Genomic DNA, 26397 nt, shown 5'->3' with positions numbered 1-26397 from the left:
TCCGTGTGAATTCACACGGATTAAATTATTTATCTTATTAAATTAATATCATATGGTGTTTCTTGATATACATAATAATTTAGCCAATTTGAAAATAATAAATTTGCATGTCCTCTCCATCTTACAATAGGTTCTTTTGAAGGATCATTATCTGTAAAATAATTCTTAGGTATAGCAATAGGTAGTTTTTTTTCTACATCACGCTCATATTCTTTTTTTAATGTATACGGATCATATTCTGAATGTCCTGTTACAAAAATCTGTCTACCATCCCTTGTTGCAGCAATATAGACACCAACCTCCTCTGATTCAGATAAAATTTCAAGTTCAGAAATATTTTCTATATCTTTCTTTCTTATTTCAGTATGTCGTGAGTGAGGTGCATAAAATACATCATCAAAGCCCCTTAAAAGTTTTGATTTTTTATTATTTATTTTATGCGAAAAAACTCCAAATACTTTTTCTTTTAATTCATACTTTGGAATCCCATAATAATAATACAATCCTGCTTGAGCTCCCCAACAAATAAAAAGTGTTGATGTAACATTCCTTTTTGCATAATCCATAATTTCTTTCAATTCTTCCCAATATGCAACCTCATCAAATGAAAGCTGTTCTACTGGAGCTCCTGTTATAATCATGCCATCAAATTTTTTGTCTTTTATATCTGTAAATTTCTTATAAAATGTACTCAGATGCTCCTCAGAAATATTTTTTGACTTGTATATTTCAGACCGTAATAAAACAATTTCTACTTGCAAAGGCGTATTTCCAATAAGACGAAGCAACTGTGTTTCCGTTTCAATTTTTGTCGGCATTAAATTCAAAATAGCAATCTTTAATGGACGAATATCTTGATGCAAAGCTCGCACTTCATTCATAACAAAAATATTTTCATTTAAAAGAGTTTCCGTTGCTGGAAGACTCTCAGGAATTATTACTGGCATATCTATACACCTCCATTTTCATGTTTTTTATATTTTACTTAATGCTTGTTCAAAATCATTTATAATATCCTCTATATCTTCAATTCCTACAGATACTCTCACCAAATCTTCCGTTACTCCTGAAGATCGTTGCTCTTCTTTTGTTAACTGAGCATGAGTTGTACTAGCTGGATGAATAACTAATGTTCTAGTATCTCCTACATTAGCTACTAAAGATGCTAACTTAACATTGTTAATAAAGCTTTTACCTGCTTCTATTCCTCCTTTGATACCAAATGTTAATATACCGCTTGCACCATTAGAAAAATATTTCTTTGCTTTCGAATAGCTCTGATGACTAACAAGCCCTGGATATTTTACCCATTTTACTTTTTCATTTCTCTCTAAGTATTTTGCAAGTTGCAGCGCATTTTCACTATGTTGTTTCATTCTAAGAGGTAATGTTTCCAATCCAGTATTTAGTAAGAATGCATTAAATGGACTTATACAAGGCCCAATATCTCTTAACAACTGTACTCGTGCTTTTACAATATACGCTCTATTTTCAAATGCTTCTACATATTTTATACCATGATAACTTGGATCTGGTTTTGTAAGTTCTGGAAATTTACCATTATCCCAGTTAAAGTTTCCACCATCTACAATAATTCCTCCTAGGCTCGTTCCATGCCCGCCAATATATTTGGTAGCTGAATGAATAACAATATTTGCTCCATGCTCTATTGGACGACACAAGTATGGAGTTGCAAAAGTATTATCAATAATTAAAGGAACTTCATGCTCTTTAGCTATTTTGCTGAATTTTTCAAAATCTAATATATTCAACCCTGGATTTCCAATCGTTTCAGCATATATAGCTCTTGTATCTGGTCTAAAAGCTTCTTTAATTTTTTCTATAGAATCTTGTGGATCTACAAAAGTTACTTTGATTCCTAACTTCTTAAGTGTGGTTCCAAGAAGAGTATATGTTCCTCCATATAATGTACTAGCTGCAATTATATGCTGACCTGCTTGACAGATATTTAATATGGCTATGGTAATAGCTGCTTGCCCAGAAGCTGTTGCAAGCCCCCCTACACCTCCCTCTAATAAGCTAATCTTTTCTTCAAATGCAGAGACTGTAGGATTTGTAATTCTGGAGTAGATATTTCCAGCTTCTTTTAAATCAAATAATTTTGCTGCATGATCTGCATCCTTAAATTCAAAAGCTGTAGTTTGATAAATTGGCAATGTTCTTGATCCAGTAGCATCTGGTGAGTAGCCTCCCTGCACTGCTAAAGTTGTTATTTTCCAAGCTTCTTTCATTTTTATCCCTCCTAATAATATAAATAATAAAAAAGTCTTCTCCTGACAAATGGAGAAGACTTTGATAATAATAAGATATTCTCTTAATATAAAATCTCGTCTTTTTCATCTGTCAGAACAAATTGTTCTGCTGGAATTGGCACCTTTTCAAACTTAACATTTGAAGGTTGCCGAGATTTCATAGGGCCAGTCCCTCCATCTCTCTTGATGAAAAATTGATAGAATATTAAATTAAAATTATTTTATATGATTTTTTAATTTTTGTCAATGTTTTTTATTTTCTAAAAACCACCTGCTTATATAAATCATTTTTCACTAAGTTTTATCAATAATTCTCCTGCATCTACCTGCTGACCTTCCTTCGCAATTACAGATTCTACCACACCATCAGCTGGTGCTGTAATATTTGTCTCCATCTTCATTGCTTCAACGACTGCAACAATTTGATTTTCTTTAACTTTATCGCCTTGTTTTACAAGAACTTTTATAAGGGTTCCAGGAATACTTGATCCTATTTCTAATGGATTAGAAGGATCAGCCATTTGAACAAAATTTGCTTCTTTTGCTACAACACTACTATCCTTATCATAAATTTTTACCGCTCTTCTGCTGTCATTTACTTCAAATAGAACGGTTCTATAACCTTCTTCATTTAATCTACCAATCTCTAAAAGCTTGATTACTAATACTTTTCCCTCAGCAATTTCTACCTGACAAGTTTCTCCTTCACTTAATCCATGGAAGTAAATATCACTACCCATTCTACTAAAGTCTCCATGCTCTTTTACGTATTTTAAATACTCTTCAAATACCTTAGGGTATAATGCATAGCTTAGTAAATCTTTTTTAGTAGGATCTATTTCAAATTCTTCTTTTAAATGTTTTTCTATTTTATCAAAATCCTCTGGTTCAAGAAGTTCCCCTGGTCTAGTAGTAATTGGCTCTTCTCCCTTTAATACAAGTTTTTGAAGCTTTTTTGGAAATCCTCCCATTGGTTGCCCCATCATACCTTTAAAGTATGCAACTACTGAATCAGGAAATGCCAAATCTACAGCCTTTTCATAAATGTTTTCAGGAGTTAAATCATTTTGAACCATAAAAATTGCCATATCTCCTACTGCCTTAGATGATGGTGTAACCTTAATTATATCTCCAAACATTTCATTTACTGTCTTATACATTTCTTTTACTTCATTGAATCTATGACCTAATCCAAAGCTTTCTACTTGAGGTTTTAGATTTGAATACTGTCCTCCAGGTATTTCATATTTATATATTTCTGCTGTACCTGATTTTAACCCAGATTCAAATTGACTATAAACAGGTCTTACATCTGCCCAATAATCAGCAATCTTTTGAATGTCATCGAGTACTAGCCCTGTATCCCTTTTCGTATTTTCTAAAGCTGCAACAACTGAATTTAGTGCAGGCTGGCTTGTAAGCCCTGCCATACTGTTAAAAGCAGTATCTACAATATCTACACCAGCTTCTGCTGCCATTAATATTGTTGCAACACCATTTCCACTTGTATCATGTGTATGAAGATGAATAGGTATACTAATTTCATTTTTTAATGCTTTAATCAATTTATAAGCTGAATGAGGTTTTAATAGTGCAGACATATCTTTTATTCCTAAAATATGTGCACCTGTTTTTTCTATTTCTTTTGCCATTTTTACATAATAATCGAGTGTATATTTATCTTTTCTCTCATCTAAAATATCTCCTGTATAACAGATACATGCTTCAGCAACTTTTCCACTCTTTAACACTTCATCAATTGCAACTTCCATGCCCTTTAGCCAATTAAGAGAATCAAATATTCTAAATACATCTATTCCACTATTTGCAGATTCTTTTATGAATTCTCTAATTACATTATCTGGATAATTTTTATATCCTACTGCATTTGAACCCCTTATAAGCATTTGCATTAATATATTCGGCACTTTATTCCTAATGATTTCTAGTCTTTCCCATGGAGATTCCTTTAAAAATCTATAAGCAACATCAAATGTAGCTCCTCCCCACATTTCTAGAGAAAATAAATCCTTTGCCAAAACAGATGTAGCTTTTGATATTTTCTCCATATCTTTCGTTCTTACTCTTGTAGCCATTAAAGATTGATGAGCATCTCTCATAGTTGTATCTGTTAATAATAGTTTTTTCTGTTTATTAACCCATTCTACAAGACCTTCTGGTCCTTTTTCATCTAAAATTTGCTTAGTTCCTTTTAAGTCTTTTGGACGTTTTACTTTTGGAACAACTGGTACGTCAAATTCTATTTTATTTCCTTTTGTTTCATTTACTACTTTTTCTCCTATATATTTTAAAACTCTAAGCTCTTTATCTGCCTTTGGTGTTATATCAAATAATTCCGGATTATCTGAAATAAATCCAGTATCACACTGTCCCTTCTTAAACTCTTCATGATTTAGAACATTTACTAAAAATGGAATGTTTGTTTTAACACCTCTAATCTTTATTTCCCTTATTGCTCTATTTACTTTACTTATTGCATCCTCAAAAGTTCTTGCATGTGAAATAACCTTTACTAAAAGACTATCATAATAAGGGCTTATTACAGATCCAGTAAATCCATTTCCTCCATCAAGTCTTATACCAAACCCAGAACCTGTTCTATAAACATCTATTGTTCCTGTATCTGGTGCAAAATTATTTAATGGATCCTCTGTTGTCACCCTACACTGAATAGAGTATCCTCTTAAACTTATATCATCTTGTGATTTTATTCCTATTTCTTTAGAATCAAGGGCATATCCTTGTGCAACCAAAATTTGGCTTTGTACAATATCAATTCCTGTAACCATTTCTGTAACAGTGTGCTCAACTTGAATTCTAGGATTCATTTCAATAAAATAATGATTTCCATGCATATCTACTAAAAATTCAACAGTTCCAGCACTTCTGTAATTTACTGCCTTTGCAATTTTTAAAGCATCATTACATATCTTTTGTCTTTGTTCTTCTGAAATAGAAAGAGCAGGAGTAAACTCAATAACCTTCTGATGCCTTCTTTGAATAGAGCAGTCTCTTTCATATAAATGTACAATATTTCCATATTTATCTCCTAATATTTGTACTTCTATATGTTTTGGCTTTTCAAGATATTTTTCAATAAATATATCATCTATTCCAAATGCTTTTTTTGCTTCATTTTTTGCACTATAAAATTCCTGAAGTAGTTCCTTTTCATCTCTTACAATACGCATACCTCTTCCGCCGCCTCCTGCAGCAGCCTTAAGTATCACAGGATACCCACAATATTTTGCAAATTCTATTGCTTCTTCATCTGATGTAACTGGCTTTTCTACACCTGGAATTGTTGGAACACCCACACGATTTGCTACTAATTTAGACTTTATCTTGTCTCCTAACTGCTCCATCATCTTGTAATTAGGTCCGATAAATTCAATTCCTGCTTCTTCACATCTTCTAGCAAACTCCGTATTTTCTGATAAAAATCCATATCCAGGATGTATTGCATCTACTCCTTTTTTCAGTGCAATTTTAATTATTTCTTCAATATTTAAATAAGCTTCAACTGGTCCTTTATTTTTTCCTATTAAATATGACTCATCAGCTTTTGTTCTAAAAAGAGAGTTTTTGTCTTCATCAGAATAAATAGCTACTGTTCGAATCCCTAGCTCACTACACGCTCTAAAAATTCTTATTGCAATCTCTCCTCTGTTGGCTACTAATACTCTTTTAAATTTCCTCATACAATCCCTCACTTCCATAATTTAACGGACCATATCCATCCGCGTTTGTATAAATATTCGCTTATAATTATAAGATTTTATAATATTTTTGAAGTTTAGACAAGCATTTTTTCAAAATATTTTCTTATTATACAATTTATATTTTTCTAGCATTTTAAATAAATTCAATAACACATACTTAAAAAAAGCAGGCAGTTCCCTGCTTTTTTATTATATTATTTTAATCATTTTTTGTTATTAACCTTTTGGTTTAAAAATCAAAGCTCCCATAAATCCAAATATTATTGCAGCAGAAACTCCTGCACTGGTAACTTCAAAAATACCTGTAAGCACACCAATAATCCCATGCCTTTTTGCTTCTGCTAAAGCACCTTTTACCAATGCATTTCCAAAGCTACATATTGGTACAGAAGCTCCTGCACCTGCAAATTTTATTAATGGTTCATAAAGTCCTAAGCCTCCAAGTATTGCTCCTACTACAACCAATGTACTCGTTGTATGTGCAGGAGTAAGCCTGAATACATCCATCAAAATTTGTCCAACTACACATATTGCTCCACCCACAACAAAAGCCCAGATAAATTTTTCCATAAAAACACCTCTTTTCTACATTTCGATGGATACTGCATGGGCAATACAGGGTATGCTTTCTTTTTGTTGATATGACATAGGAGACATTAAAGCTCCTGTTGCTATAATAAGTACTCTTTTTAATTCACCTTTTCTCATTCGATTAAGAATATGTCCATAAGTTACAACAGCTGAGCATGCACAACCACTTCCACCTGCCATAACCTTTTGATCCTCTTTATATATTATTATTCCACAATCTGTAAATATTTCTTTTGGAATTTTAAATCCATGCTTTATTAATAAGTCCCCAGCAATTCTATGGCCTACATCTCCAAGATCTCCTGTAGCAATTAAATCATAATATGATGGATCTATATTAAGATCTCTAAAATGTGCCTCAATAGTATCAACAGCTGCTGGAGCCATTGCTGCTCCCATATTAAAAGGATCGGAAATTCCCATATCAACTACTCTTCCAATTGTTGCAGAAGTAACTCTAGGTCCATCACCAGCTACTGCTAATAATGCAGCTCCTGCTCCTGTTACAGTCCATTGAGCCGTAGGTGGTTTTTGAGATCCATACTCTGTTGGGTATCTAAACTGTTTTTCAGCTGCTGCATTGTGACTGCATGCTCCAGCTATAACATATGCTGCACTTTTACTATCAATCAGCAAAGAACCTAATGCCAATCCTTCCATAGAACTAGAGCAAGCACCAAAAATCCCTAGATATGGTGCTCCCAAAGTTCTGGCTGTAAAACTGCTAGAAATAATTTGGTTCATCAAATCTCCACTTATAAAGAATTGGATATCTTCTTTTTTCTTTCCTGCTTTTTCGATTGCTTTTTCACAAGCTTGTTCTAACATTTTTTTTTCTGCCTTTTCAAAGCTATCTTGCCCTAGCCATAAATCTTCATGAAGAATATCAAAATCTTTTGCTAAATTTCCCTGTGCTTCAAAGGGTCCTCCAACTGCAGCCGATGCTAATATGACAGGTTTAGAATCAAACTTCCATGTTTGATGTCCTTTTAACATTTACATCCCCCCTAACCATTGTATTATAATTTTTATAAGTGCAACTATAAAAGCAGAAAAAACGCCATAAGCAATCACAGAACCAGCTAATTTAAACATATTTCCACCTACACCTAATACATATCCTTCACTACGATGTTCAATAGCAGCAGAAGCTACCGTATTAGCAAAACCTGTAACTGGAATTACTGTTCCTCCTCCAGCCCATTGTGCGATTTTATCATACACACCCAGTCCTGTAAGCAAAACGGAAATAATAATCAAAACAGCTGTAGCAGGATTTCCTGCTGTTGTTTCTGTAAAATCAAAGTAGTTTATAAAGAGCCACTGTAATCCTTGACCTATAGTACAAATGATTCCTCCAACTAAGAATGCTCTAAAAATATTTCGTAATACTTTTCGTTTTGGTTCTCTAGCTTTTGCAAATGCTTGATATTCTTGTTGTGTAAGTGTTAATTTTTTATTTTTTTTACTAGACATAGATAAATCTCCTTCTAATGTAATAAATAAGGTTTTAGCTTATGGATTACTTCTTGAAGTTTATTTGCATCATTAGTATACATAGATTTTGCTTTTTGATTTTGAGTTTCTAAAGAAAAAGTAATAAGATCTGCTTGAATTTTTTCAAGATTTGCATATAATAATTCTTTCACTTTCGGTTGAGAAACTTGTATGCTATCATCAAATAAGTCAATGTATAAATCACCTGAAGCATCTACTTGTCCTATAAAAACATTATTTAAAGGTACTCCTAAGGCATTTAATTGGGTTTTTAACCAACCTTGATTGAGTCCTATGTTACTTAATGCTTCATCTAATATATTTCCATCTAAAATGACCGTCTGCGGTTCACTTTGAGGTGCTACTTGTTTTCCTAAATCATGTGGTGTAACAGGTTTTTTATCTGATTTTAACAATACATTCATTTCACCAGTTGCTTCCATTATCGCAAATTCAACATCTGCCAAATTAAAAACATTCTTAGCACGCAATTCCCTTAAAAGCTCTTCCCCAGTAATTCTTACCTGACTTAGATTTTCTTCCATCACTTTTCCTTGCTTTACTAAAATGGTTTCCTTTCCATTTATTAAGTCATGAAAATACTTACTTTTTAATGATAGATAATCGAATATTATTGGAAATAATACCCAAACCCCTAAAGAAATTAATCCAAATGCTAAATTTTTAATAAGATTCACTGAAATTAATGCAGATAAAATAGCAATTACTGTATAATAAACAAATTGAAAAGGTGTTATTTTAGCTATTTGCCTTTTTCCCATAATTCTAACAGCAGCAAAAGTAATAAAAAATAATCCTATAGATCTTATAAGTATCTCAATCCAATTTTTCATACCATTCCCTCTCTTAATAACCTTTATATTGTGGTTCTTCAAATTCTAAGGTTTTTAACCTTTCTTCTAAATCTTTTATAATCTCGTTTGTTATTACTAATGCTTCTTCATATGTAGCTTTCGTATTTTCATCTATTGTTTGTATTGCATATAATCTTAAAGTACTTTGTGTACCTTTTAAATTTGCTAATGTCTGCTTTACTTTTGAACTAACTGTCATACCCTTTAATCTCCTTTTTAAAATTTGCATTTATATTTATTTTTTCAATTATGATCTGCATTCATTCATAAAAGTTATTTTTCTCAACATATTTTATAGTTTTACGAAAAATAAAGCTCAGATCATCATCTGAGCTTATAATGTACTTCTTCCTGGAATAATCATATTGATAATCCCTATAGCCAAAGCTGCTAAAATTGAACCAAATAAACTTACTGTTACTCCTTTAACAAGCATTCCTGTTAAATAAATAATCAGTGCAGATACAACAAATCCTGTAATTCCTCTTCCAAAAGGAGAAGCATCAAATCCAGTAAATCTTTCTATTAGATAATCAATTACACCAATAGCTACTGCAGCCATAAATAAAGGAACAAAGCCAGTAATAGAAAAATGTGGTGTAAAGAAAGCAGCAACTGCTAATACTAACATAGATACTAATACTCTTATTAGCATGCCTCCTAAACTTATATTATTTTCTTCTCTTTTTTTCTCTACCAATGAAAACAACCTCCTTTCTATATAACAGTATTTACCCTTCAAGTTATTTTTATGTATTTTTCTCTGCTTATATTTTTTTACATTTTGTAAATACTATACTTGTAAAAACATTTATATAAAGGAGAGACTAATTATGACTACAGTAAATAAACTAGAGCAAGCTTTAGCAAGTGCTAAAGGTCTCGCAGCAGATTTAAAAACTTTTTCAATGGATACAGATGACCAGCAAGCAAAACAAATGTTTAATCAACTAGCTACAACCATGGAAAATACTGCTCAAACCCTTCAAGGAAGGCTTGATTTTGTAAAAAATGAAGAACCTCAATATAATCAGCAACAATAAACAAAATCTCTGCCAAAGCAGAGATTTTGTTTATTGTTAAGTTTTCATATTAAATAAAAATAAGTCCCTTTTACTTTCTTATAAAATATAGAATAATTAAAATTCCTAAAACTACACTAATAAATAAAAATTTACACCGAAACCTTTTTCGCCTATGAAATGTATAACCTCCTATTAATCTTATGTATTTAGGATTTTGCATGATGACCCCCTCCTCATTTAGTATTGATCAAAAATAACAATCCTCATAAAACATAGATACGGGCGATCTGCAAGGTATAATCATGCACTTTTTGTCGCATGATATTAATTATAATACAAATTTCCTTATAATTCATGCTTTTTTTATTTAAAACGACAAATTCCGCTACATATAGACATTAAAAAAGCTTATATTTCCAAGGAAATATAAGCTCTTTTTTTATCAATCTCTTTTTACAACAACATTTTCTCTAAGCATAGTCCAAATCTGAGGATCCTCCATTCCTAGTCTCCATAAAGCAATACCTTTTATACCTAATTCCCAGGCTTTTTGAATTTTTGCATAAATACTATCTTTATTTTCAAACCATACTTCGTGCTGATTTCCTTTTTCATCTACATAAGCAAACATAGGTGTTTTTGTGGTTTCATCAAAAATAATCTCTTTATTATATTTATCTGCAAGCTTCATGGCCATCTCATAAGTTACATAAGTATTTTTACCTGTTGTTAAATTAAAATCAAAACCAAAGACTGAAACGGCTCCTACAATTTTTTCTTTAGGCATTTTACTCATTGTATATCTTATTACTCTATCCATCCAACCTATTGAAACAACAGGTCCTGGTCCACTTCCAGGCCATCCATGCTCATTATAAAGCATTACAACAAATTCATCGACGGCCTTTCCAATAGCACCATAATCAAACGGATCAGAGAAAGGATTAAAAGGCTCATCACTTACCCTAGCAGGAATAGATCCGGATAGGTAATAACCTTTTTTTCTAAGTGCTTTTCCTAATTCTGTATAAAGAGCAGATAAATTCTTACTATCTTCTAGGTATACATCTTCAATATCAATATTTACACCATCAAAATCATATGTTTCAATGAGCTTTATTATATTTTGTACAAAGGCTTGCCGATTTTCTTTTTTCGATACGAGTTCTTTTACAACATCTTTAGAAACCTTTGACCCACCATTTTTATATAGCAAATTATGCACTACAGGTAAAATCTTTATATTCTGGCTATGTGCAATTGATACAATATCTTCTACATACTGATCTGTGAAATCTCCAAATTTTACTATTTCTGTTGGATTTTCTTTATTGATTTGAAATAAGAATAAGCCTGTTTCTGAAATATATGGTGTATTGTTCACAAAAGAATTATAAGAACTAGGCAGTGTCGGTCCTTCTTCTAAGGTATAAAATCCTAAGTTCCCTACAATTGGCCTTTCTCCATCATGTATAAACCGCTCCACAAGGTCTTTTCTAATCCATCCTTTACTTGCATCAAATAACTTAACTTTATACCAATCCTTCCAAACACCTATAACAGGAAGACGCGCATTTTTAGTCATTTTAGCAATAACCGGATAATTAATTCCAGGTCCTTTTCGAATATTTGCAGCATCTACAGTGACAACTGCTTCTGTATAAAGAGGAATCTTAAGACGTTGACCTGGCATTAACATGGTATTTGTTAGTCCATTTAATGCCATAATGCTTTCTATTGTTGTATTAAATCTTCTTGCAATGCTGTATAACGTGTCTCCTTGTTGAACAACATAGATTTTAACAGGACTTCTCCACATTTTCCCACCTTCTTCTTTTTATAAAATCCTTCATATTATTTTATTCCTTCTATTAGAAAATGGTTAATAATTTTTATTTTATAAATATTATGATGACATTTACTCATTTTTCCAATAAAATAGTATCATGATAAATTATTTGAGGAGGTACATTTATGGAAATGAAAATTTTGTATATCTGTTTTTTTGGTTTTTTAGCACAATTTGTTGACTCTATTGCTGGCGGTGGCGGTCTTATTAGTATTCCTGCCTTATTTGCATTTGGTGTACCGCCTCATTTTGCTTTGGGTACAAATAAGCTAGGTGCAATTTTTGGAACCTTATCTAGTTCAGTAAAATTTATTAAATCAAAAAAAGTTCACTTTCCAATGTTAAAGTATATGATTCCTTGTACAGTCATAGGGGCAATCTTAGGCGTAAATACAGTATTAATGATTGATCAAAAAATTCTAAACACTATTGTAGTCATACTCCTTTTTGTTGTTTGTCTTTATACCATTTTCAAAAAAGATTTGGGTAGCAAAGATAATTTTTCTGGTATGAATAAAAGAAATATTATGATTGGTGGATGCATTGCATTCATATTAGGATTTTATGATGGTTTTTTCGGCCCAGGTGCAGGATCATTTCTAATCTTTTCATTCATTACCTTTTTAGGATTTGATTTTTTAATAAGCTGTGGAAATGCTAAAATATTAAATACTACAAGTGTCATTACATCTTTTTTCGTTTTTGCCATTAACGGCAAAGTCATCTATTCTATTGGAATTCCTCTTGGAATATGTATGATGCTAGGTGCTCTTTTAGGAACAAATCTTGCCATTACAAATGGTAGAAAGTTGATAAAACCCATCTTTATCATTATTTCCATTGCATTTATGGCAAAAATATCTTTTACGATAATCCATTAATAAAAAATTCGCTTCATGCTATCGCATGGCTCATGTCGCCAACGAGTCCTAACGGACTCCGTTGCTCAAAATAGTTGATACTTTTATTCAGTTACCAAAGTTATCAACAGTTCAAAAAATTTATAATTTCCTATAGAATAAAAAATCATAGAAGCATTAACTTAATGCTTCTATGATCAATCTTCCCATTTCTTTTGTTCCAACTGCTTTCTTTCCTTCATTAATAATATCCATTGTTCTATAGCCGTCATCTAATACTTTTTTGACAGCTTTTTCTATTGCATCTGCTTCTTTTTCTAATCCAAAGGAATATCGAAGCATCATAGCAGCAGATAATATTGTCGCCATTGGATTTGCCTTATCCAATCCTGCTATATCTGGAGCTGAACCATGTACAGGCTCATACATACCTATGTTTCCTTCCCCTAAACTAGCAGATGGAAGCATTCCTATAGATCCTGTGATCATACTTGCCTCATCAGATAATATATCTCCAAACATATTAGTCGTAACAACTACATCAAACTGCTTTGGATTTCTTACAAGCTGCATAGATGCATTATCCACATACATATGATTTAATGTAACGTCTGGATAATCAGTTGCTACTTCTTCAACAACACTTCTCCAAAGTCTTGAGCTTTCTAACACATTTGCTTTATCTACATTTGTAACTATTTTATTTCTCTTTCTTGCTATATCAAATGCTGTTTTTGCGATTCTTCTTACTTCTTCTTCACTATATATTTCTACGTCAAAAGCAGCCTGACCAAGCTCTGTATCTTTTCTTCCCTTTTCTCCAAAATATATACCTCCTGTAAGCTCACGAACAATACAAATATCAAGGCCATCTCCTATAATTTCTGGCTTTAGAGGACAAGCTTCTTTTAATTGGTCAAACAATATCGCTGGACGAATATTTGCATATAATCCTAAAGCTTTTCTTAATCCAAGCAATGCTCTCTCAGGTCTTCTATCCCCAGGTAAATTATCCCACTTCGGACCTCCTATAGCTCCTAACAAAACAGCATCACTTTCTTTACAAATGTCTATTGTTTTTTTAGGAAGAGGCTCACCATATTCATCAATAGCACATCCTCCTGCTAAAGCCTCTTTAAAGTTAAATTTATGGTTATAAATTTCTCCTACCTTCTCTAATACAAGAACTGTTTGCTCTACAACTTCTGGTCCTATTCCATCTCCAGGAATCATTGCTATATTAAAATTCATTATTATACCCTCCAATTCTTTATTTCAATTGCTGCTTTACATAATTTACAAGACCATCATTTTTTATAATTTCTTGTATAAACGGTGGAAAAGGTTCTGCTTGGTAGCTTTCATTCTTTGTTATATTAAAGATTTCTCCTGTTTCAAAATCTACTTCTATCTCATCTTCTGCTTCAATACTTTTTACAGCTTGCTCACATTCTAATATAGGCAACCCAATATTAAAAGCATTTCTATAGAAAATTCTTGCAAAGGTACTTGCAATCACACAAGATATACCGCTTGCTTTAATAGCAATAGGTGCATGCTCTCTTGAAGATCCGCAACCAAAATTTTTCCCTGCAACAATAATATCTCCTTTTTTTACTTTTTTAGAAAAGTTTGCATCTATATCCTCCATACAGTATTTTGCAAGTTCTGCAGGATCTGAAGTATTTAAATATCTTGCAGGTATAATTACATCTGTATCTACATTGTCTCCATATTTAAAAACGTATCCTTTTTTCTTCATATTCTGTTCCCCCTATTCTAGTTCTTCTGGATTAGTTATTTTTCCTGTTACTGCAGAAGCTGCTGCTACTGCTGGACTTGAAAGGTATACTTCTGATTCAGGATGTCCCATTCTTCCCACAAAGTTACGATTTGTTGTTGCAATAGCACGCTCACCCTTTGCAAGTATTCCCATATGTCCTCCAAGACATGGTCCGCAAGTAGGTGTACTAAAAGCTGCTCCTGCTTTTACAAAGGTTTCTATTAATCCTTCTTTTAATGCTTGAAGATATATCTTTTGTGTTGCTGGGAATATTATTGTTCTTACTCCTTTTGCAACTTTTCTTCCTTCTAATATTTTTGCTGCCACTCTTAAGTCTTCGATTCTTCCATTTGTACAAGAACCAATGACTACCTGATCAATTTTTATTTCTCCCACTTCATCAATTGTACGTGTATTTTCTGGAAGATGTGGAAATGCTACTGTTGGACGAATAGTACTCAAATCAATTTCATAAACCTCATCATATTCTGCATCTTCATCAGGAGTATATATTGTGTATTCCTTTTTACTATGCTCTTTCATATACTCGATTGTCTTATCATCAACGATAAAGATACCGTTTTTCCCACCTGCTTCAATAGCCATATTTGCCATTGAAAAACGGTCATCCATAGATAGATGTTTTATACCATCTCCCATAAACTCCATTGATTTATAAAGGGCACCATCTACACCAATCATTCCAATAATATGAAGTATAATATCTTTTCCACTTACCCATTTTTGAGGTTTTCCTTTTAATTCAAATTTTATGGCACTTGGTACTTTAAACCAACATTTTCCTCTTGCCATACCTGCTGCCATATCTGTACTACCAATTCCTGTTGAAAATGCCCCTAATGCTCCATAAGTACAAGTATGAGAATCTGCTCCTATAACTACATCTCCTGCTACAACTAAACCTTTTTCTGGTAAAAGTCCGTGCTCTATTCCCATCTCTCCTACTTCAAAGTAGTTTTCAATCTCCTTTTCATAAGCAAATTCACGAATAAATTTACACTGCTCTGCTGCTTTTATATCCTTATTAGGTGTAAAGTGGTCTGGAACAATAGAAACTTTTTTCTTATCAAACACTTCTTTTGCACCCATTTTTTTAAATTCCTTTACTGCTACAGGTGTTGTAATATCATTTCCTAGTACCATATCTAAATTTGCTTCAATAAATTGTCCTGCTTTTACCTTATCCAATCCCGCATGTGCTGCTAAAATCTTTTGTGTCATGGTCATTCCCATAAGATAATCCTCCTTCATTTTTTTCTAAATCTTTTATAAGCTTATATTCAATAGAATCTACTAAAGCAATCATACTTGCTTCAATAATATTCGTAGATACACCTACTGTACTCCATAGTTCTTTCCCATCAGTTGATTCAATAAGAACTCTTACTTTTGCTGCTGTAGTTTCTTCTGCATTTAGCACCCTAACCTTGTAATCTGTCAAATGAACTTCTTTTAAACTTGGATAGAATACTTCTAAAGCTTTTCTAAGGGCCTTATCTAATGCATTTACTGGTCCATTCCCCTCTGTAGCTGTCATTTCTTCTTTTTCATCTACTCTTACTTTTATTAAGGCAGAAGAACTATAATCTTTATTATTAGCTGGTTCTTCTTCAATAACTTTATAATAATTTAATTCAAAGAATGGTTTATATTTTCCTAAATGTTTACGTATAATCAATTCAAAAGAACTTTCTGCTCCTTCAAATTGATATCCAAAATGCTCTAATCTTTTAAGCTCGTCTATAATTTCTTGTGTTTTTGGTGAATTTTTAGTTAATGAACTATCAATCTTTTGTATCATAGGAAGAATTGTAGTCTTACCAGAAACTTCTGACATTAAAAATCTTCTTCTATTTCCTACAAGCTCTGGAGATATATGCTCAAATGAATGAGATGCCTTATTTACTCCATCAATATGCATTCCACCCTTATGAGCAAAAGCAGTATTTCCTACATATGGTGCTGTTGTATCTAATGAAACATTTGTAATTTCTGAAATATATCTTGCAGTAGCAGTAAGATTTTTTAAATTCTCATTTGGTATACAAAAAATACCCTTTTTTATCTGCAAATTTGGAATTAATGTAGAAAGATTTGCATTTCCACATCTTTCACCTAATCCAATATAAGTTCCTTGAATATGAACTGCTCCTCCTTCTACTGCCATAATTGAGTTAGCAACTGCCATACCACAATCATTATGGCAATGTATCCCTATTTCAACAGAGAAAGTTTTTGCTACCTTTTTTGTGATTTCATAGACTTCATTTGGAAAAGCTCCTCCATTTGTATCACATAACACAATACAATCAGCTCCTCCATCTACTGCTGCTTTTATGACTCTAAAAGCATAATCTGGATTTGATTTATATCCATCAAAAAAATGCTCTGCATCAAATATGACTTCTTTTTCTTTTCTCTTTAAAAAAGCTATTGTTTCTTTAATCATATCTAAATTTTCTTCTAAAGAAGTTCTAATAATCTCTGTTACATGAAAGTCCCAAGCTTTCCCAAAAATTGCAACTGCCTGGGTATCAGCCATTAATAAAGACTTAATATTTTCATCTTCTTCAACAGAAATTCCTTTTCTTCTAGTACTTCCAAACGCTGTTAACTTTGAATAATTTAATTTTATTTCTTTTATTCTTTTAAAAAACTCCAAGTCTTTAAAATTTGACCCTGGATTACCAGCTTCAATGTAGCTAACTCCCAAATCATCTAATGCTTTTACAATTTTTAATTTATCCTCAACAGAAAATGAAACTCCCCCAGCCTGTGCTCCATCTCTTAGCGTTGAATCAAATATTTTTACCATTTGAAACATTTCCTGCCTCCTCCCTATTAAGGATATTTTGTAAAAAAATCATCCTTGAATCATACTATTCAAGGACGAAATATACCCAAACTAATTTATGGGCTTATTCAAGAATAATATGGTGGATTGGTTTTCCTGGTGGAACCATAGGAAATACACAATCATCCTTTGATAATATGCATTCGATTACAATAGGTTTTCTAAGTCTTTTAGCTTCATTCAAAGCATTCTCTAAATCATCTATATTATCAACCCTATATCCCCTTAAACCATATGCTTCTACTAATTTCATATAATCTACTTCTCCTGTAATATCTGTTTCTGAATATCTTTCATTGCAAAACATTTTCTGCCACTGCCTAACCATCCCTAAAGTTTGATTATTAAATAATAATGTGATAATTGGTAAATTATATTTAGATACAGTAGCCAATTCATTGCAGTTCATTCTAAAACTTCCATCTCCAGCTATATGCAACACATTTTTTTCTGGGTTTCCTACCTGAGCACCAATAGCCGCTCCTAGTCCATAACCCATTGTCCCTAATCCTCCAGAAGATATGAATGTTCTAGGCTTTTTAAATGGAAAATTTTGCGCTGTCCACATTTGATGCTGTCCTACTTCTGTAGTCACAATAGTATCTTCTCCTAAAACATTCCATGCACAATTAAGAATATCTACTGCTTTAAAGGATTTTTCCTTTAACTCTTTTTTTACTCTCCATGTATCAATTTCTTCTAGCCAAGTAGATCTATCCTTATTAACAATCATATTGCTTAATTCAAATAAAACCTTTTTCACATCTCCTATTACTGATAAATCTACGCCCTTGTTTTTCCCTATTTCAGATTTATCAATATCTATATGAATAACTTTTGCCTTAGGGCCAAACTCTTCTGCTACACCGATAACACGATCACTAAATCTTGCACCTATAGCAATAATCAAATCACTACCACATACAGCCAAATTTGCTTCTTTCATACCATGCATACCCACAAGTCCAAGGGAGAGGGCATGATCTCTTGGAAAACTTCCTAATCCCATTAAGGTATTAACGACTGGAATATTTCCTTTTGTAGCTAAACTATATAATTCTTGTGATGCATCAGAAATAATAATCCCTCCACCTGCATATATTACAGGCTTTGATGCCATATTTATAAAATTGGCTGCTTTAATTAACTGATTATTTTCAACACAGCTTGTTCTTATATTTTCATTAACTTCTTTTTTTTCTACATATGTGGCTTTTTCTAAAAATACATTTTTAGGAATATCAATAAGTACAGGTCCTGGTCTACCACTTTTAGCTATTTCAAAGGCTTCTCTAATTACATCTGCTAATTTTTCAACATCCTTTACAAAATAATTATGCTTTGTAATAGGTAGCGTAATCCCAGTTATATCTACTTCTTGAAAAGAATCTTTTCCTAACAAGTTAGCAGGTACTTGCCCTGTTATTACAACTAAAGGAACTGAATCCATATAAGCTGTTGCAATACCTGTTACAGTATTTGTTGCACCGGGACCAGAAGTTGCAAAGCAAACGCCTACATTCCCAGTACTTCTTGCATATCCATCTGCTGCATGTGATGCACCTTGTTCATGACAAGTAAGAATATGCTGAAAATGCTCTCTTTGATCATACAATGCATCATATAATGGAATCACAGCACCTCCTGGATATCCAAATATTTTATCTATTCCCTGCTCCTTTAGACATGCTAATACAATTTCGGCCCCAGTAAGTTTCATATATATGTCTACCCCCTATTTTATACCTTTTATTTATTAAGCCATGACATCATTTCTCTTAAATTTTTTCCTACTTTTACAATCTGATGGTTTAATTCTTCTTGCTTTCTAGCATTAAACACTGGTCTATTTGCCATATTTTCTGTAATCCAATCCTTTGCAAATTGTCCTGTTTGAATTTCCTTTAACACTTTTTCCATTTCTTTTCTTGTTTCTTCTGTTACAATTCTCTTACCAATCATATAATCTCCATATTCTGCAGTATCACTGATACTATAGCGCATTTTCTCAAATCCACCTTCATATAGTAAATCAACAATTAGCTTCATTTCATGCAAGCATTCAAAATATGCGATTTCTGGTTGGTATCCAGCATTTACCAATGTATCAAATCCAGCTTTAATAAGCTCTGTAACACCACCACATAATACAGCTTGCTCACCAAATAAATCTGTTTCTGTTTCTTCTTTGAATGTTGTTTCAATAACACCAGCTCTTGCTGCTCCTATTCCTTTTGCATATGCTAATGCTAAGTCTCTACATTTTCCTGTATAGTCTTGAAAAACTGCAAACAATGCAGGAACTCCAGCACCCTCTGTATATACTCTTCTAACTAAATGACCAGGTCCCTTTGGTGCTACCATGAAAACATCCACATCAGAAGGTGGAACGATTTGATTAAAATGAATATTAAATCCATGAGCAAAAGCTAATGCATCTCCTTCATTTAGATAAGGTTTTACTTCTTCATTATAAAGTTTTGCTTGCTTTTCATCTGGTACAAGCATCATAACAACATTACTAAGCTTTACAGCTTCAGAAACCTCCATAACTTCTAATCCACATTCTTTTACTTTATCCCATGATTTACTTCCCTTGTAAAGACCTACTACTACATCTACTCCACTCTCTTTTAAATTAAGTGCATGTGCATGCCCTTGACTTCCAAAACCAATTACAGCTACTTTCTTTCCACTAAATAATTGTAAATCTGCATCTTTTTCATAATACATTTTTGCCATTTAAAATCTCCCCTTTATATTGTTTTTATTTTTAAATTTACATCACATTGTGTAAATCTTTTTTTGTTACTTCATCTTCAAAAAAATTTTCATCAAATGTCTTTACTTGATACACATCAACCATTTTTTCTATTAAATACATTGCTCTTTCAATGCTTTGATGATCTTCTTTTGTTGCTATCATCAAATGAGCGAATGAAGGATTTTCTGCTTCTACCATACTGATGCTTTTCATATGAAATTCCCTTCTTCTTAAAAGACCTATAACACGCATTAATACCTCTGGCTGATTATTTACTTGGGCAAATAAAATTCTGTTCACACGCTCTCCCTCCTTTTATTTACTTTTATGTTAAATATTTCCACAAATCTTTTAAAAAGGATTCCATTAAACTATTTGTCCTATTATCAGTGGTTATATAAAAAAATCCCTCATCCCTAAGACACAAATATTTGTATCCTAGGGACGAGAGATTTTTTCCCGTGGTACCACCCTAATTTACAATTCACTCACATGAATTGACTCTTCAGGTCGAAGGAATTTCCTTTTAACCCTAGCCATATAACGGTGGCAGGCTACAAACTTGTAGCACCCGGCCTCATTTACTCCAATTACTTGTTTCAACTTGGCAGTTCAGGAGTGATTATTATATACTGCTTTGACACTGACTCTCAGCAACCATCAGCTCTCTGTAGTCAAAGGAATAGTATTTTTCTCTCCGTCATAACTATTAAAATATTCAGTTAAATTGGTTAAAAACATTTTACTATCTATTTTGCTATTCGTCAATACAAATTTTAAAATTTTTTTATTTTTTTCAAGATAAACAATAAAAAAAGTTATCTGTAATGAACACATCTTTATTTTTCTTCTTAATATATAATTTTATTTTCAAAAAATAGTGCTTATATCTTTAACCTAAAAAGATATAAGCACTATAAAATATTTTTTACTTACTAGTCTTATTTAACTCTAATTTTTTAACCCAAAGCTCAGCATTCTTAATTCCAAGTTTTCTAGGATCAAATACTGGATCAATACCTTTAGCCTTTTGCTCTTCATAGTCTTTAAGTGTTGCAACACCAGGCTTTGTAAGCAAAATAATCGCTATTATGTTAAGCCAAGCCATAAGACCAACACCAACATCACCTAAAGCCCAAGCTGAACCTGCTGTGTTAATTGAACCATAGAAAGTCATCAATAATAATACTATACGAGTAATATTAAAAACTAACTTATGATTTTTAAAGTTTTTAGCTAAATATGCAACATTAGATTCTGCATAATAGTAATATGCCATTAATGTTGTAAACGCAAAGAAGAATAATGCAATTGCAACAAAGGCACGTCCTAAACCAGGAACCAAAGTATCAACTGCCATTTGTGTATAAACAGGACCAATTTCTACTCCAGGTATATTTTCAACTAAAAATCCACCAGTGCTACTTGAAACATTGTACATACCAGTAATTATAATCATAAAAGCAGTAGCCGAACAAACAAATAATGTATCAACATATACTGAGAATGCTTGAACAAGCCCTTGTTTTGCTGGATGGGATACTTCTGCAGCAGCTGCTGCCATAGGTCCTGTACCTTGACCAGCTTCGTTTGAGTAAATACCACGTTTAACTCCCCACATTATAGCCTGTCCAATAATAGCTCCAAACATTGGCTGTGCTCCGAATGCAGATGAGAAAATTAACCTAAGAACTGCAGGAACCTTACCTATATTTAAAAATAATAATTATCAAAGCTACAATAATATAAGCTATCGCCATAAATGGTACTATAATTTCAGCTGCTCTACCTATTCTCTTAACACCACCAAAAATTATAAGTGCTAATAAACCAGCTACAATTAAGCCAGATACTGCTGGAGGTATGTTAAATGCATTATTCATAGCTGCTGCAATACTATTCGCTTGAACACCTGGTAAGAAAAATCCCATAGCTATTATTGCTGAAATTGCAAAAAGAATACCATACCATTTTTGGCCTAAACCTTTTTCTATGAAATATGAAGGTCCCCCACGATATTCTCCATCCATTTCATCCTTCCATACTTGCGCAAGAGCTGCTTCAATATATGCTGAACCTGCACCTAAGAAAGCAATTGCCCACATCCAAAATATTGCACCTGGTCCACCTAATCCAATAGCAGTAGCAACACCTGCAATATTACCAGTACCTACGCGACCACCTAATGCCATAGCAAAACTTTGAAATGATGACACACCTTCTTTTGAGCTCTCCCCTTTAAATAATTGATTAACCATATCCTTTACAAGACGTACTTGTGGAAACTTCATCAATATTGAGAAGTACACACCAGCACCTAAACAAAGAAATACAAGCGCCTTACTCCAAATAATACTGTTAAGAAAGTCAATAATTTGATTCAAAAATAACTCCTCCTTATTTTTCTTATTTATTACTACAAGTCCATAAGGTAAATATAATTGCATACATACTGACTTATAGCAACACAATAATTATTAAGCAAGTTTCGTTCCAACTTTGAAATTTGCTGAATTTTTTTATTTTTGTCGTTTTTTCAAATTTTGAGGAGCTATTAAAAAGTTAATTCTTTTTATGCTTGAGAAATATTTTTCCCGTTATATATGAAATTTATTTCCAATCCGTGATGTTTTCTACTATCTTAAACCATACTCAGTTAATTTATTAAATAGTTGGCGTCTACTAATACCTAACTTTTTTGCAGTTTCAGTCATGTTGTAATTGCATAATGTCAATATACTCTGAATATATTCTGTCTCAGCTTCTCTACGAAACTCCTTTAAAGTTTTAATTTTTTCACTATCTAGAGAGAAATTCAATACTCCTTTTTTTTCAGGGATATCCTCCACTTTCACAATACCATTATCAGATAAAATAACTAGTCTCTCAACTATATTCTTAAGTTCTCTTACATTTCCAGGATAATGATAATTCAATAAAAAACGCATAACATCAGCTTCCACTCTTCTAATCTCTTTTTTAAACTCAAATTCTGCCTTTTTAAAGAAAAAATTTATCAATTTAGGTAAATCCTCTCTTCTTTCTCTTAAAGGAGGAATTTCTACTGTAATAGTACTAATTCTATAAAATAAATCTTCTCTAAATAAACTATCAGCTACCATCTTATAAATATCTCTATTTGTAGCACAAATCAATCTAAAATCTACATCTATTAATTTATTGCTCCCGATACGTTCTATTTTCTTATTTTCTATTGTTCTAAGTAATTTTACCTGTGTTTCTAATGAGGTATCCCCTATCTCATCAAGAAAAAGTGTTCCTTCATGTGCTGCTTCAAACCTACCAATTCTTCTTTCATGAGCACCAGTAAATGCACCTTTTTCATGTCCAAACAACTCTGATTCAAGCAAAGTTTCTGAAAAAGCATGACAATTTACTGCAACAAATATTTCAGAGTTTCTATCGCTATTTTGATGAATATATCGCGCAAAAACTTCCTTTCCAACTCCTGACTCTCCTAGTATAAGAACATTAGCATTGCTATTTGCTACCTTTCTGCCTATATCTAATACTTTTTTAAACCTTTCGCTTGAGGTTTCTAGTATGAACGGAAACGTTGATTTGTCTTTTATTAATGTAGAATTTTTATTTTTAAAATTCCTTGACTTTGCAAGTCTTTCTATTGAAGTAAGAAGTTCCTCAGGATCTTGACTCTTTATAAAATAATCAAATCCTCCTTTTTTCACAGAATCAACAGCATTTTTTACTAAACCATAACCTGTAAAAACAATAACCTCAGTATCACTATAATCTCTCTTTATCACTTCTAAAAGATCAATCCCATTCATTCCACTCATAATAAAACCTGTAAGAACTAAATGAAATTTTTCTTTTTTTAGCTTTTCAAGGGCCTCATGGCCACTACTTGCAGTATCAGTATAATAACCATTACTTTTCAAAATTGAATCTAGAGTTTCTCTATATTCTTCTTGATCATCAACAATCAATATCTTAAAAGAATGATTTATATCATCTACCATCCTATCCCTCCTACAGTGTCATACTCACTAGCTAATCATTTTTTATTTCATTATATACTATTATTTTAATGTATAAACAACAAAAAAATCCCTCATTCTAAAATCGAGAGATTTTTTTGTTTACAACCTTTTAGTAACTATAACAAATCACTAAAATCTTCTTTTAAACCTTCCTTTAATTCTGAAAGAGGAATTTCAAAAGTTGGTATTCCTTCAGCATAAGAAGCTATTTCATATAATCCAAAGTATATACATAATCGATTATCCTTTAAATAGAATCTTTGATTCTTATCAATTCCTTCAAATCTATTATAAGGTAAATATATATTTTTTATCTTTTCTCCTTCTTTTAATTTCTTTTCTTTATACTCAGATTGAATTTTGTCTATTTGCTCCTTTATTTTTTCATCTATTACCTTTTTATAATTATATCCTTCTTTAAATAAATCTTTTAGCTTAATAATATTTCCAGTCTTTAAATCAATATTATAAGCTATATCATTATGCATACCATGAGCTCCACCTGTATATTGATAATAAACTGTATAAATACTTAAAATATCTTTTTCGTTTTTCTTCTCTTCAAAAGTTATATCTGCTATATAAGGTCTCATTTCATAGCCATCCTTTTTAAAATCCTCAAAAGCACTCTTTGCATATTCATTTAGTTCGTTCCTAAACTTCTTAGCATCTGATTCAAACATTTTATTTATTCTATTTTGAACCTTTTCATCTTCTAACCCTGAAATAACTGGTATATTAATATTTTCTATAAGATATTGATTATCTTTATTTATTTTTTTTGCATCTACCTTTACACTATAAGGCTTTAGAGAAATTTTTGTATTAATACCATCTTGAAATGCTTCAAATGGAATTTCAAATTCATCATAATCCTCATTTTCAAAATTTGTTTCATATTGATTTAAATATATTACAAGACTATTCTCTTTTAAGTAATATTGATTATCTTTTATATCTGACTTACTCAAGAAATATTCTTTTCCCTTCTTTTTCATATCCTCTTCAACATAATTTTTTATTATTTGTTTGTAATCTTTCATTGGATCAAACAATCTATAAAGAAAAATTTGTTTTCCTGTATTTAAATCCAATGTATAGCAATCTTTGATTCTAAAGGAATTATCTACATTCTTATTAATAATTACACTTACTAAATTCTTATCTTTATACGTTACTTTAAAATTTGATGCTATTTTATTTTTCTTAAAACCATCTTCTTTCTTCATTAACTTTGCAGATTCCATTTGCATATCTATAAAATCAGTTGCATTTTTTTCAAAATAATTATTGATTCTCTCTTCTACCTCTTTATTCATAAAATTTGAAAATACAGGAATTTCCACATCCCCAATCAGATATTTTTCATCTAACTTTAACGTTTTTGTTTTAATTTTAATTTCTTGATTTTTCTCAGCTTGAATTTTTGTTCCTGCTGCTTTGCTTACTGTAGAAGTACATGCAGTAGAAAATATACATATACTTCCAATCATCAATACACTTATTACACGACATATATTTTTTTTCATTTATAAATCCTCCTAATCATATTAATATCTTTTCATATGGCTATTTTATAGTTTTTATTTAAAAAAATCGTTACAAAAGAGTTACAATTTAAAACAGGAGCAAATCTTAATATAAGATTTACCCCTGCTTAACTTTTACTTTTTTCTATTCATTCTATCTGCTATTAATAATAAATAATTTGTTGCTTTTGATTTAAATTCATTCTGATCAACCATCTGCAAAGCTTTTTCAAAAGGAATAAATTGCATTTTATTTGGATCAATTTGTTCATTTTCATCTAAAGATACTTCTTTTCTGCTAGCAGCATTCACTTTCGCTAGAAAACAATATGTAGATTCATTTGTAAATCCTTCTGATGAATATATTTCCCCTACATAATCAAGTGAATATACTTCATGTATACCAGTTTCTTCTTTTAGTTCTCTTTTTGCAGCATCTTTTATATCCTCATTTTCTTTATCAAGAAGCCCTGCTGGAACAGTAAGTACTTCCTTTCCTAAAGCATCTCTAAATTCACTTACCAAAACAATTTCATTATTTTCTGTAATGGGAAGTACTGCTACAGCACCATTCTTTTTTACAATATCACGATGATAAATAGCCCCATCTTCTCTTTTAATTTTTTGTTGATGAACTTTAAAAATCTTCCCTTCAAATACAGTTTTATCCTCAAGTACAATTCTTTTCATCTTAACACCTCCTAATCTTTA

At 31.8% G+C, this 26397-nt stretch carries 24 protein-coding genes, 1 riboswitch and 1 other annotated feature; of the genes, 2 read left to right on the top strand and 22 right to left on the bottom strand.

Annotated features, from left to right (window positions below):
- Positions 1 to 29: 29 nt before the first annotated feature.
- The 9 genes from metA to FQB35_RS04255 form a co-directional block, all read right to left on the bottom strand.
- Positions 30 to 947: a homoserine O-acetyltransferase MetA gene (gene metA, locus FQB35_RS04295; RefSeq protein ID WP_148808797.1), complete on the bottom strand. Its 918-nt coding sequence runs from the start codon at positions 945 to 947 to the stop codon at positions 30 to 32.
- A 27-nt stretch (positions 948 to 974) separates the two neighbouring features.
- Positions 975 to 2252 carry an O-acetylhomoserine aminocarboxypropyltransferase/cysteine synthase family protein gene (locus FQB35_RS04290; RefSeq protein WP_148808796.1) on the bottom strand — a complete coding sequence of 426 codons (1278 nt, stop codon included), beginning with the start codon at positions 2250 to 2252 and terminating at the stop codon, positions 975 to 977.
- 102 nt (positions 2253 to 2354) lie between these two features.
- A riboswitch (SAM riboswitch) is annotated at positions 2355 to 2466 on the bottom strand.
- 91 nt (positions 2467 to 2557) lie between these two features.
- Positions 2558 to 5995: a pyruvate carboxylase gene (locus FQB35_RS04285; protein ID WP_148808795.1), complete on the bottom strand. Its 3438-nt coding sequence runs from the start codon at positions 5993 to 5995 to the stop codon at positions 2558 to 2560.
- Positions 5996 to 6232: 237 nt separating this feature from the next.
- Positions 6233 to 6586: a stage V sporulation protein AE gene (gene spoVAE, locus FQB35_RS04280; protein ID WP_148808794.1), complete on the bottom strand. Its 354-nt coding sequence runs from the start codon at positions 6584 to 6586 to the stop codon at positions 6233 to 6235.
- A 15-nt stretch (positions 6587 to 6601) separates the two neighbouring features.
- Entirely contained in the window at positions 6602 to 7603 is a 1002-nt protein-coding gene (spoVAD, locus tag FQB35_RS04275; protein ID WP_148808793.1) for a stage V sporulation protein AD, read from the bottom strand.
- A complete protein-coding gene (gene spoVAC / locus FQB35_RS04270) occupies positions 7604 to 8083 on the bottom strand; it encodes a stage V sporulation protein AC (RefSeq protein ID WP_148808792.1) in 480 nt (159 codons plus the stop codon).
- A gap of 14 nt (positions 8084 to 8097) precedes the next feature.
- Positions 8098 to 8958 (bottom strand): DUF421 domain-containing protein, encoded by an 861-nt coding sequence (locus FQB35_RS04265; protein ID WP_148808791.1) that lies wholly within the window; start codon positions 8956 to 8958, stop codon positions 8098 to 8100.
- A 13-nt stretch (positions 8959 to 8971) separates the two neighbouring features.
- Positions 8972 to 9178 carry a DUF1657 domain-containing protein gene (locus FQB35_RS04260; RefSeq protein ID WP_148808790.1) on the bottom strand — a complete coding sequence of 69 codons (207 nt, stop codon included), beginning with the start codon at positions 9176 to 9178 and terminating at the stop codon, positions 8972 to 8974.
- A gap of 135 nt (positions 9179 to 9313) precedes the next feature.
- Entirely contained in the window at positions 9314 to 9679 is a 366-nt protein-coding gene (locus FQB35_RS04255) for a phage holin family protein (protein WP_148808789.1), read from the bottom strand.
- Between the two features lie 133 nt (positions 9680 to 9812).
- Here FQB35_RS04255 and FQB35_RS04250 point away from each other — a divergent pair, with 133 nt between their 5' ends.
- The gene (locus tag FQB35_RS04250; protein WP_148808788.1) at positions 9813 to 10022 is read left to right on the top strand and encodes a DUF1657 domain-containing protein; all 210 of its coding nucleotides are present in this window, start codon (positions 9813 to 9815) and stop codon (positions 10020 to 10022) included.
- A gap of 424 nt (positions 10023 to 10446) precedes the next feature.
- Here FQB35_RS04250 and FQB35_RS04245 read toward each other — a convergent pair whose 3' ends face one another.
- Positions 10447 to 11823: a glycosyl hydrolase family 18 protein gene (locus FQB35_RS04245; protein WP_148808787.1), complete on the bottom strand. Its 1377-nt coding sequence runs from the start codon at positions 11821 to 11823 to the stop codon at positions 10447 to 10449.
- Positions 11824 to 11978: 155 nt separating this feature from the next.
- Between FQB35_RS04245 and FQB35_RS04240 the strand changes: the two genes are divergently transcribed.
- Positions 11979 to 12734: a TSUP family transporter gene (locus tag FQB35_RS04240; RefSeq protein WP_207707343.1), complete on the top strand. Its 756-nt coding sequence runs from the start codon at positions 11979 to 11981 to the stop codon at positions 12732 to 12734.
- A 156-nt stretch (positions 12735 to 12890) separates the two neighbouring features.
- Here FQB35_RS04240 and leuB read toward each other — a convergent pair whose 3' ends face one another.
- The 12 genes from leuB to FQB35_RS04185 form a co-directional block, all read right to left on the bottom strand.
- Positions 12891 to 13964: a 3-isopropylmalate dehydrogenase gene (leuB, locus tag FQB35_RS04235; protein ID WP_207707342.1), complete on the bottom strand. Its 1074-nt coding sequence runs from the start codon at positions 13962 to 13964 to the stop codon at positions 12891 to 12893.
- Positions 13965 to 13983: 19 nt separating this feature from the next.
- On the bottom strand, positions 13984 to 14475 hold the full coding sequence (leuD, locus tag FQB35_RS04230) for a 3-isopropylmalate dehydratase small subunit (protein ID WP_148808786.1): 492 nt from the start codon (positions 14473 to 14475) through the stop codon (positions 13984 to 13986).
- A 12-nt stretch (positions 14476 to 14487) separates the two neighbouring features.
- On the bottom strand, positions 14488 to 15750 hold the full coding sequence (gene leuC / locus FQB35_RS04225; protein ID WP_148808785.1) for a 3-isopropylmalate dehydratase large subunit: 1263 nt from the start codon (positions 15748 to 15750) through the stop codon (positions 14488 to 14490).
- Positions 15698 to 17341, bottom strand: a complete 1644-nt coding sequence (gene cimA / locus FQB35_RS04220; RefSeq protein ID WP_148808784.1) for a citramalate synthase — start codon at positions 17339 to 17341, stop codon at positions 15698 to 15700. Before cimA ends, leuC begins: the two co-directional genes overlap by 53 nt.
- A gap of 94 nt (positions 17342 to 17435) precedes the next feature.
- On the bottom strand, positions 17436 to 19091 hold the full coding sequence (ilvB, locus tag FQB35_RS04215) for a biosynthetic-type acetolactate synthase large subunit (RefSeq protein WP_148808783.1): 1656 nt from the start codon (positions 19089 to 19091) through the stop codon (positions 17436 to 17438).
- Between the two features lie 29 nt (positions 19092 to 19120).
- On the bottom strand, positions 19121 to 20113 hold the full coding sequence (gene ilvC / locus FQB35_RS04210) for a ketol-acid reductoisomerase (protein ID WP_148808782.1): 993 nt from the start codon (positions 20111 to 20113) through the stop codon (positions 19121 to 19123).
- A 37-nt stretch (positions 20114 to 20150) separates the two neighbouring features.
- Positions 20151 to 20435 carry an ACT domain-containing protein gene (locus tag FQB35_RS04205; protein ID WP_148808781.1) on the bottom strand — a complete coding sequence of 95 codons (285 nt, stop codon included), beginning with the start codon at positions 20433 to 20435 and terminating at the stop codon, positions 20151 to 20153.
- A gap of 137 nt (positions 20436 to 20572) precedes the next feature.
- Positions 20573 to 20848: a binding site (T-box leader), on the bottom strand.
- Between the two features lie 215 nt (positions 20849 to 21063).
- Positions 21064 to 21816 carry an alanine:cation symporter family protein gene (locus FQB35_RS16540; RefSeq protein WP_333473056.1) on the bottom strand — a complete coding sequence of 251 codons (753 nt, stop codon included), beginning with the start codon at positions 21814 to 21816 and terminating at the stop codon, positions 21064 to 21066.
- A 22-nt stretch (positions 21817 to 21838) separates the two neighbouring features.
- On the bottom strand, positions 21839 to 22519 hold the full coding sequence (locus FQB35_RS16535) for an alanine/glycine:cation symporter family protein (RefSeq protein WP_333473051.1): 681 nt from the start codon (positions 22517 to 22519) through the stop codon (positions 21839 to 21841).
- Between the two features lie 252 nt (positions 22520 to 22771).
- A complete protein-coding gene (locus tag FQB35_RS04195; RefSeq protein WP_148808780.1) occupies positions 22772 to 24136 on the bottom strand; it encodes a sigma-54-dependent transcriptional regulator in 1365 nt (454 codons plus the stop codon).
- Positions 24137 to 24273: 137 nt separating this feature from the next.
- On the bottom strand, positions 24274 to 25686 hold the full coding sequence (locus FQB35_RS04190) for a PdaC/SigV domain-containing protein (RefSeq protein WP_148808779.1): 1413 nt from the start codon (positions 25684 to 25686) through the stop codon (positions 24274 to 24276).
- A gap of 135 nt (positions 25687 to 25821) precedes the next feature.
- Positions 25822 to 26376 carry an NUDIX hydrolase gene (locus FQB35_RS04185; protein WP_148808778.1) on the bottom strand — a complete coding sequence of 185 codons (555 nt, stop codon included), beginning with the start codon at positions 26374 to 26376 and terminating at the stop codon, positions 25822 to 25824.
- Positions 26377 to 26397: the final 21 nt, after the last annotated feature.

Source organism: Crassaminicella thermophila (assembly GCF_008152325.1).
Taxonomy (GTDB): Bacteria; Bacillota; Clostridia; order Peptostreptococcales; family Thermotaleaceae; genus Crassaminicella_A; species Crassaminicella_A thermophila.
Note: the sequence above shows the minus strand (reverse complement) of the source record. Positions and strands in the feature narration are given on the sequence as shown.

What these genes read in the sequence shown, in the direction of transcription:
- metA (WP_148808797.1), bottom strand. Translation starts at nt 947, where the DNA reads ATGCCAGTAATAATTCCTGAGAGTCTTCCAGCAACGGAAACTCTTTTA.
- FQB35_RS04290 (WP_148808796.1), bottom strand. Translation starts at nt 2,252, where the DNA reads ATGAAAGAAGCTTGGAAAATAACAACTTTAGCAGTGCAGGGAGGCTAC.
- FQB35_RS04285 (WP_148808795.1), bottom strand. Translation starts at nt 5,995, where the DNA reads ATGAGGAAATTTAAAAGAGTATTAGTAGCCAACAGAGGAGAGATTGCA.
- spoVAE (WP_148808794.1), bottom strand. Translation starts at nt 6,586, where the DNA reads ATGGAAAAATTTATCTGGGCTTTTGTTGTGGGTGGAGCAATATGTGTA.
- spoVAD (WP_148808793.1), bottom strand. Translation starts at nt 7,603, where the DNA reads ATGTTAAAAGGACATCAAACATGGAAGTTTGATTCTAAACCTGTCATA.
- spoVAC (WP_148808792.1), bottom strand. Translation starts at nt 8,083, where the DNA reads ATGTCTAGTAAAAAAAATAAAAAATTAACACTTACACAACAAGAATAT.
- FQB35_RS04265 (WP_148808791.1), bottom strand. Translation starts at nt 8,958, where the DNA reads ATGAAAAATTGGATTGAGATACTTATAAGATCTATAGGATTATTTTTT.
- FQB35_RS04260 (WP_148808790.1), bottom strand. Translation starts at nt 9,178, where the DNA reads ATGACAGTTAGTTCAAAAGTAAAGCAGACATTAGCAAATTTAAAAGGT.
- FQB35_RS04250 (WP_148808788.1), top strand. Translation starts at nt 9,813, where the DNA reads ATGACTACAGTAAATAAACTAGAGCAAGCTTTAGCAAGTGCTAAAGGT.
- FQB35_RS04245 (WP_148808787.1), bottom strand. Translation starts at nt 11,823, where the DNA reads ATGTGGAGAAGTCCTGTTAAAATCTATGTTGTTCAACAAGGAGACACG.
- FQB35_RS04240 (WP_207707343.1), top strand. Translation starts at nt 11,979, where the DNA reads ATGGAAATGAAAATTTTGTATATCTGTTTTTTTGGTTTTTTAGCACAA.
- leuB (WP_207707342.1), bottom strand. Translation starts at nt 13,964, where the DNA reads ATGAATTTTAATATAGCAATGATTCCTGGAGATGGAATAGGACCAGAA.
- leuD (WP_148808786.1), bottom strand. Translation starts at nt 14,475, where the DNA reads ATGAAGAAAAAAGGATACGTTTTTAAATATGGAGACAATGTAGATACA.
- leuC (WP_148808785.1), bottom strand. Translation starts at nt 15,750, where the DNA reads ATGGGAATGACCATGACACAAAAGATTTTAGCAGCACATGCGGGATTG.
- cimA (WP_148808784.1), bottom strand. Translation starts at nt 17,341, where the DNA reads ATGTTTCAAATGGTAAAAATATTTGATTCAACGCTAAGAGATGGAGCA.
- ilvB (WP_148808783.1), bottom strand. Translation starts at nt 19,091, where the DNA reads ATGAAACTTACTGGGGCCGAAATTGTATTAGCATGTCTAAAGGAGCAG.
- ilvC (WP_148808782.1), bottom strand. Translation starts at nt 20,113, where the DNA reads ATGGCAAAAATGTATTATGAAAAAGATGCAGATTTACAATTATTTAGT.
- FQB35_RS04195 (WP_148808780.1), bottom strand. Translation starts at nt 24,136, where the DNA reads ATGGTAGATGATATAAATCATTCTTTTAAGATATTGATTGTTGATGAT.
- FQB35_RS04190 (WP_148808779.1), bottom strand. Translation starts at nt 25,686, where the DNA reads ATGAAAAAAAATATATGTCGTGTAATAAGTGTATTGATGATTGGAAGT.
- FQB35_RS04185 (WP_148808778.1), bottom strand. Translation starts at nt 26,376, where the DNA reads ATGAAAAGAATTGTACTTGAGGATAAAACTGTATTTGAAGGGAAGATT.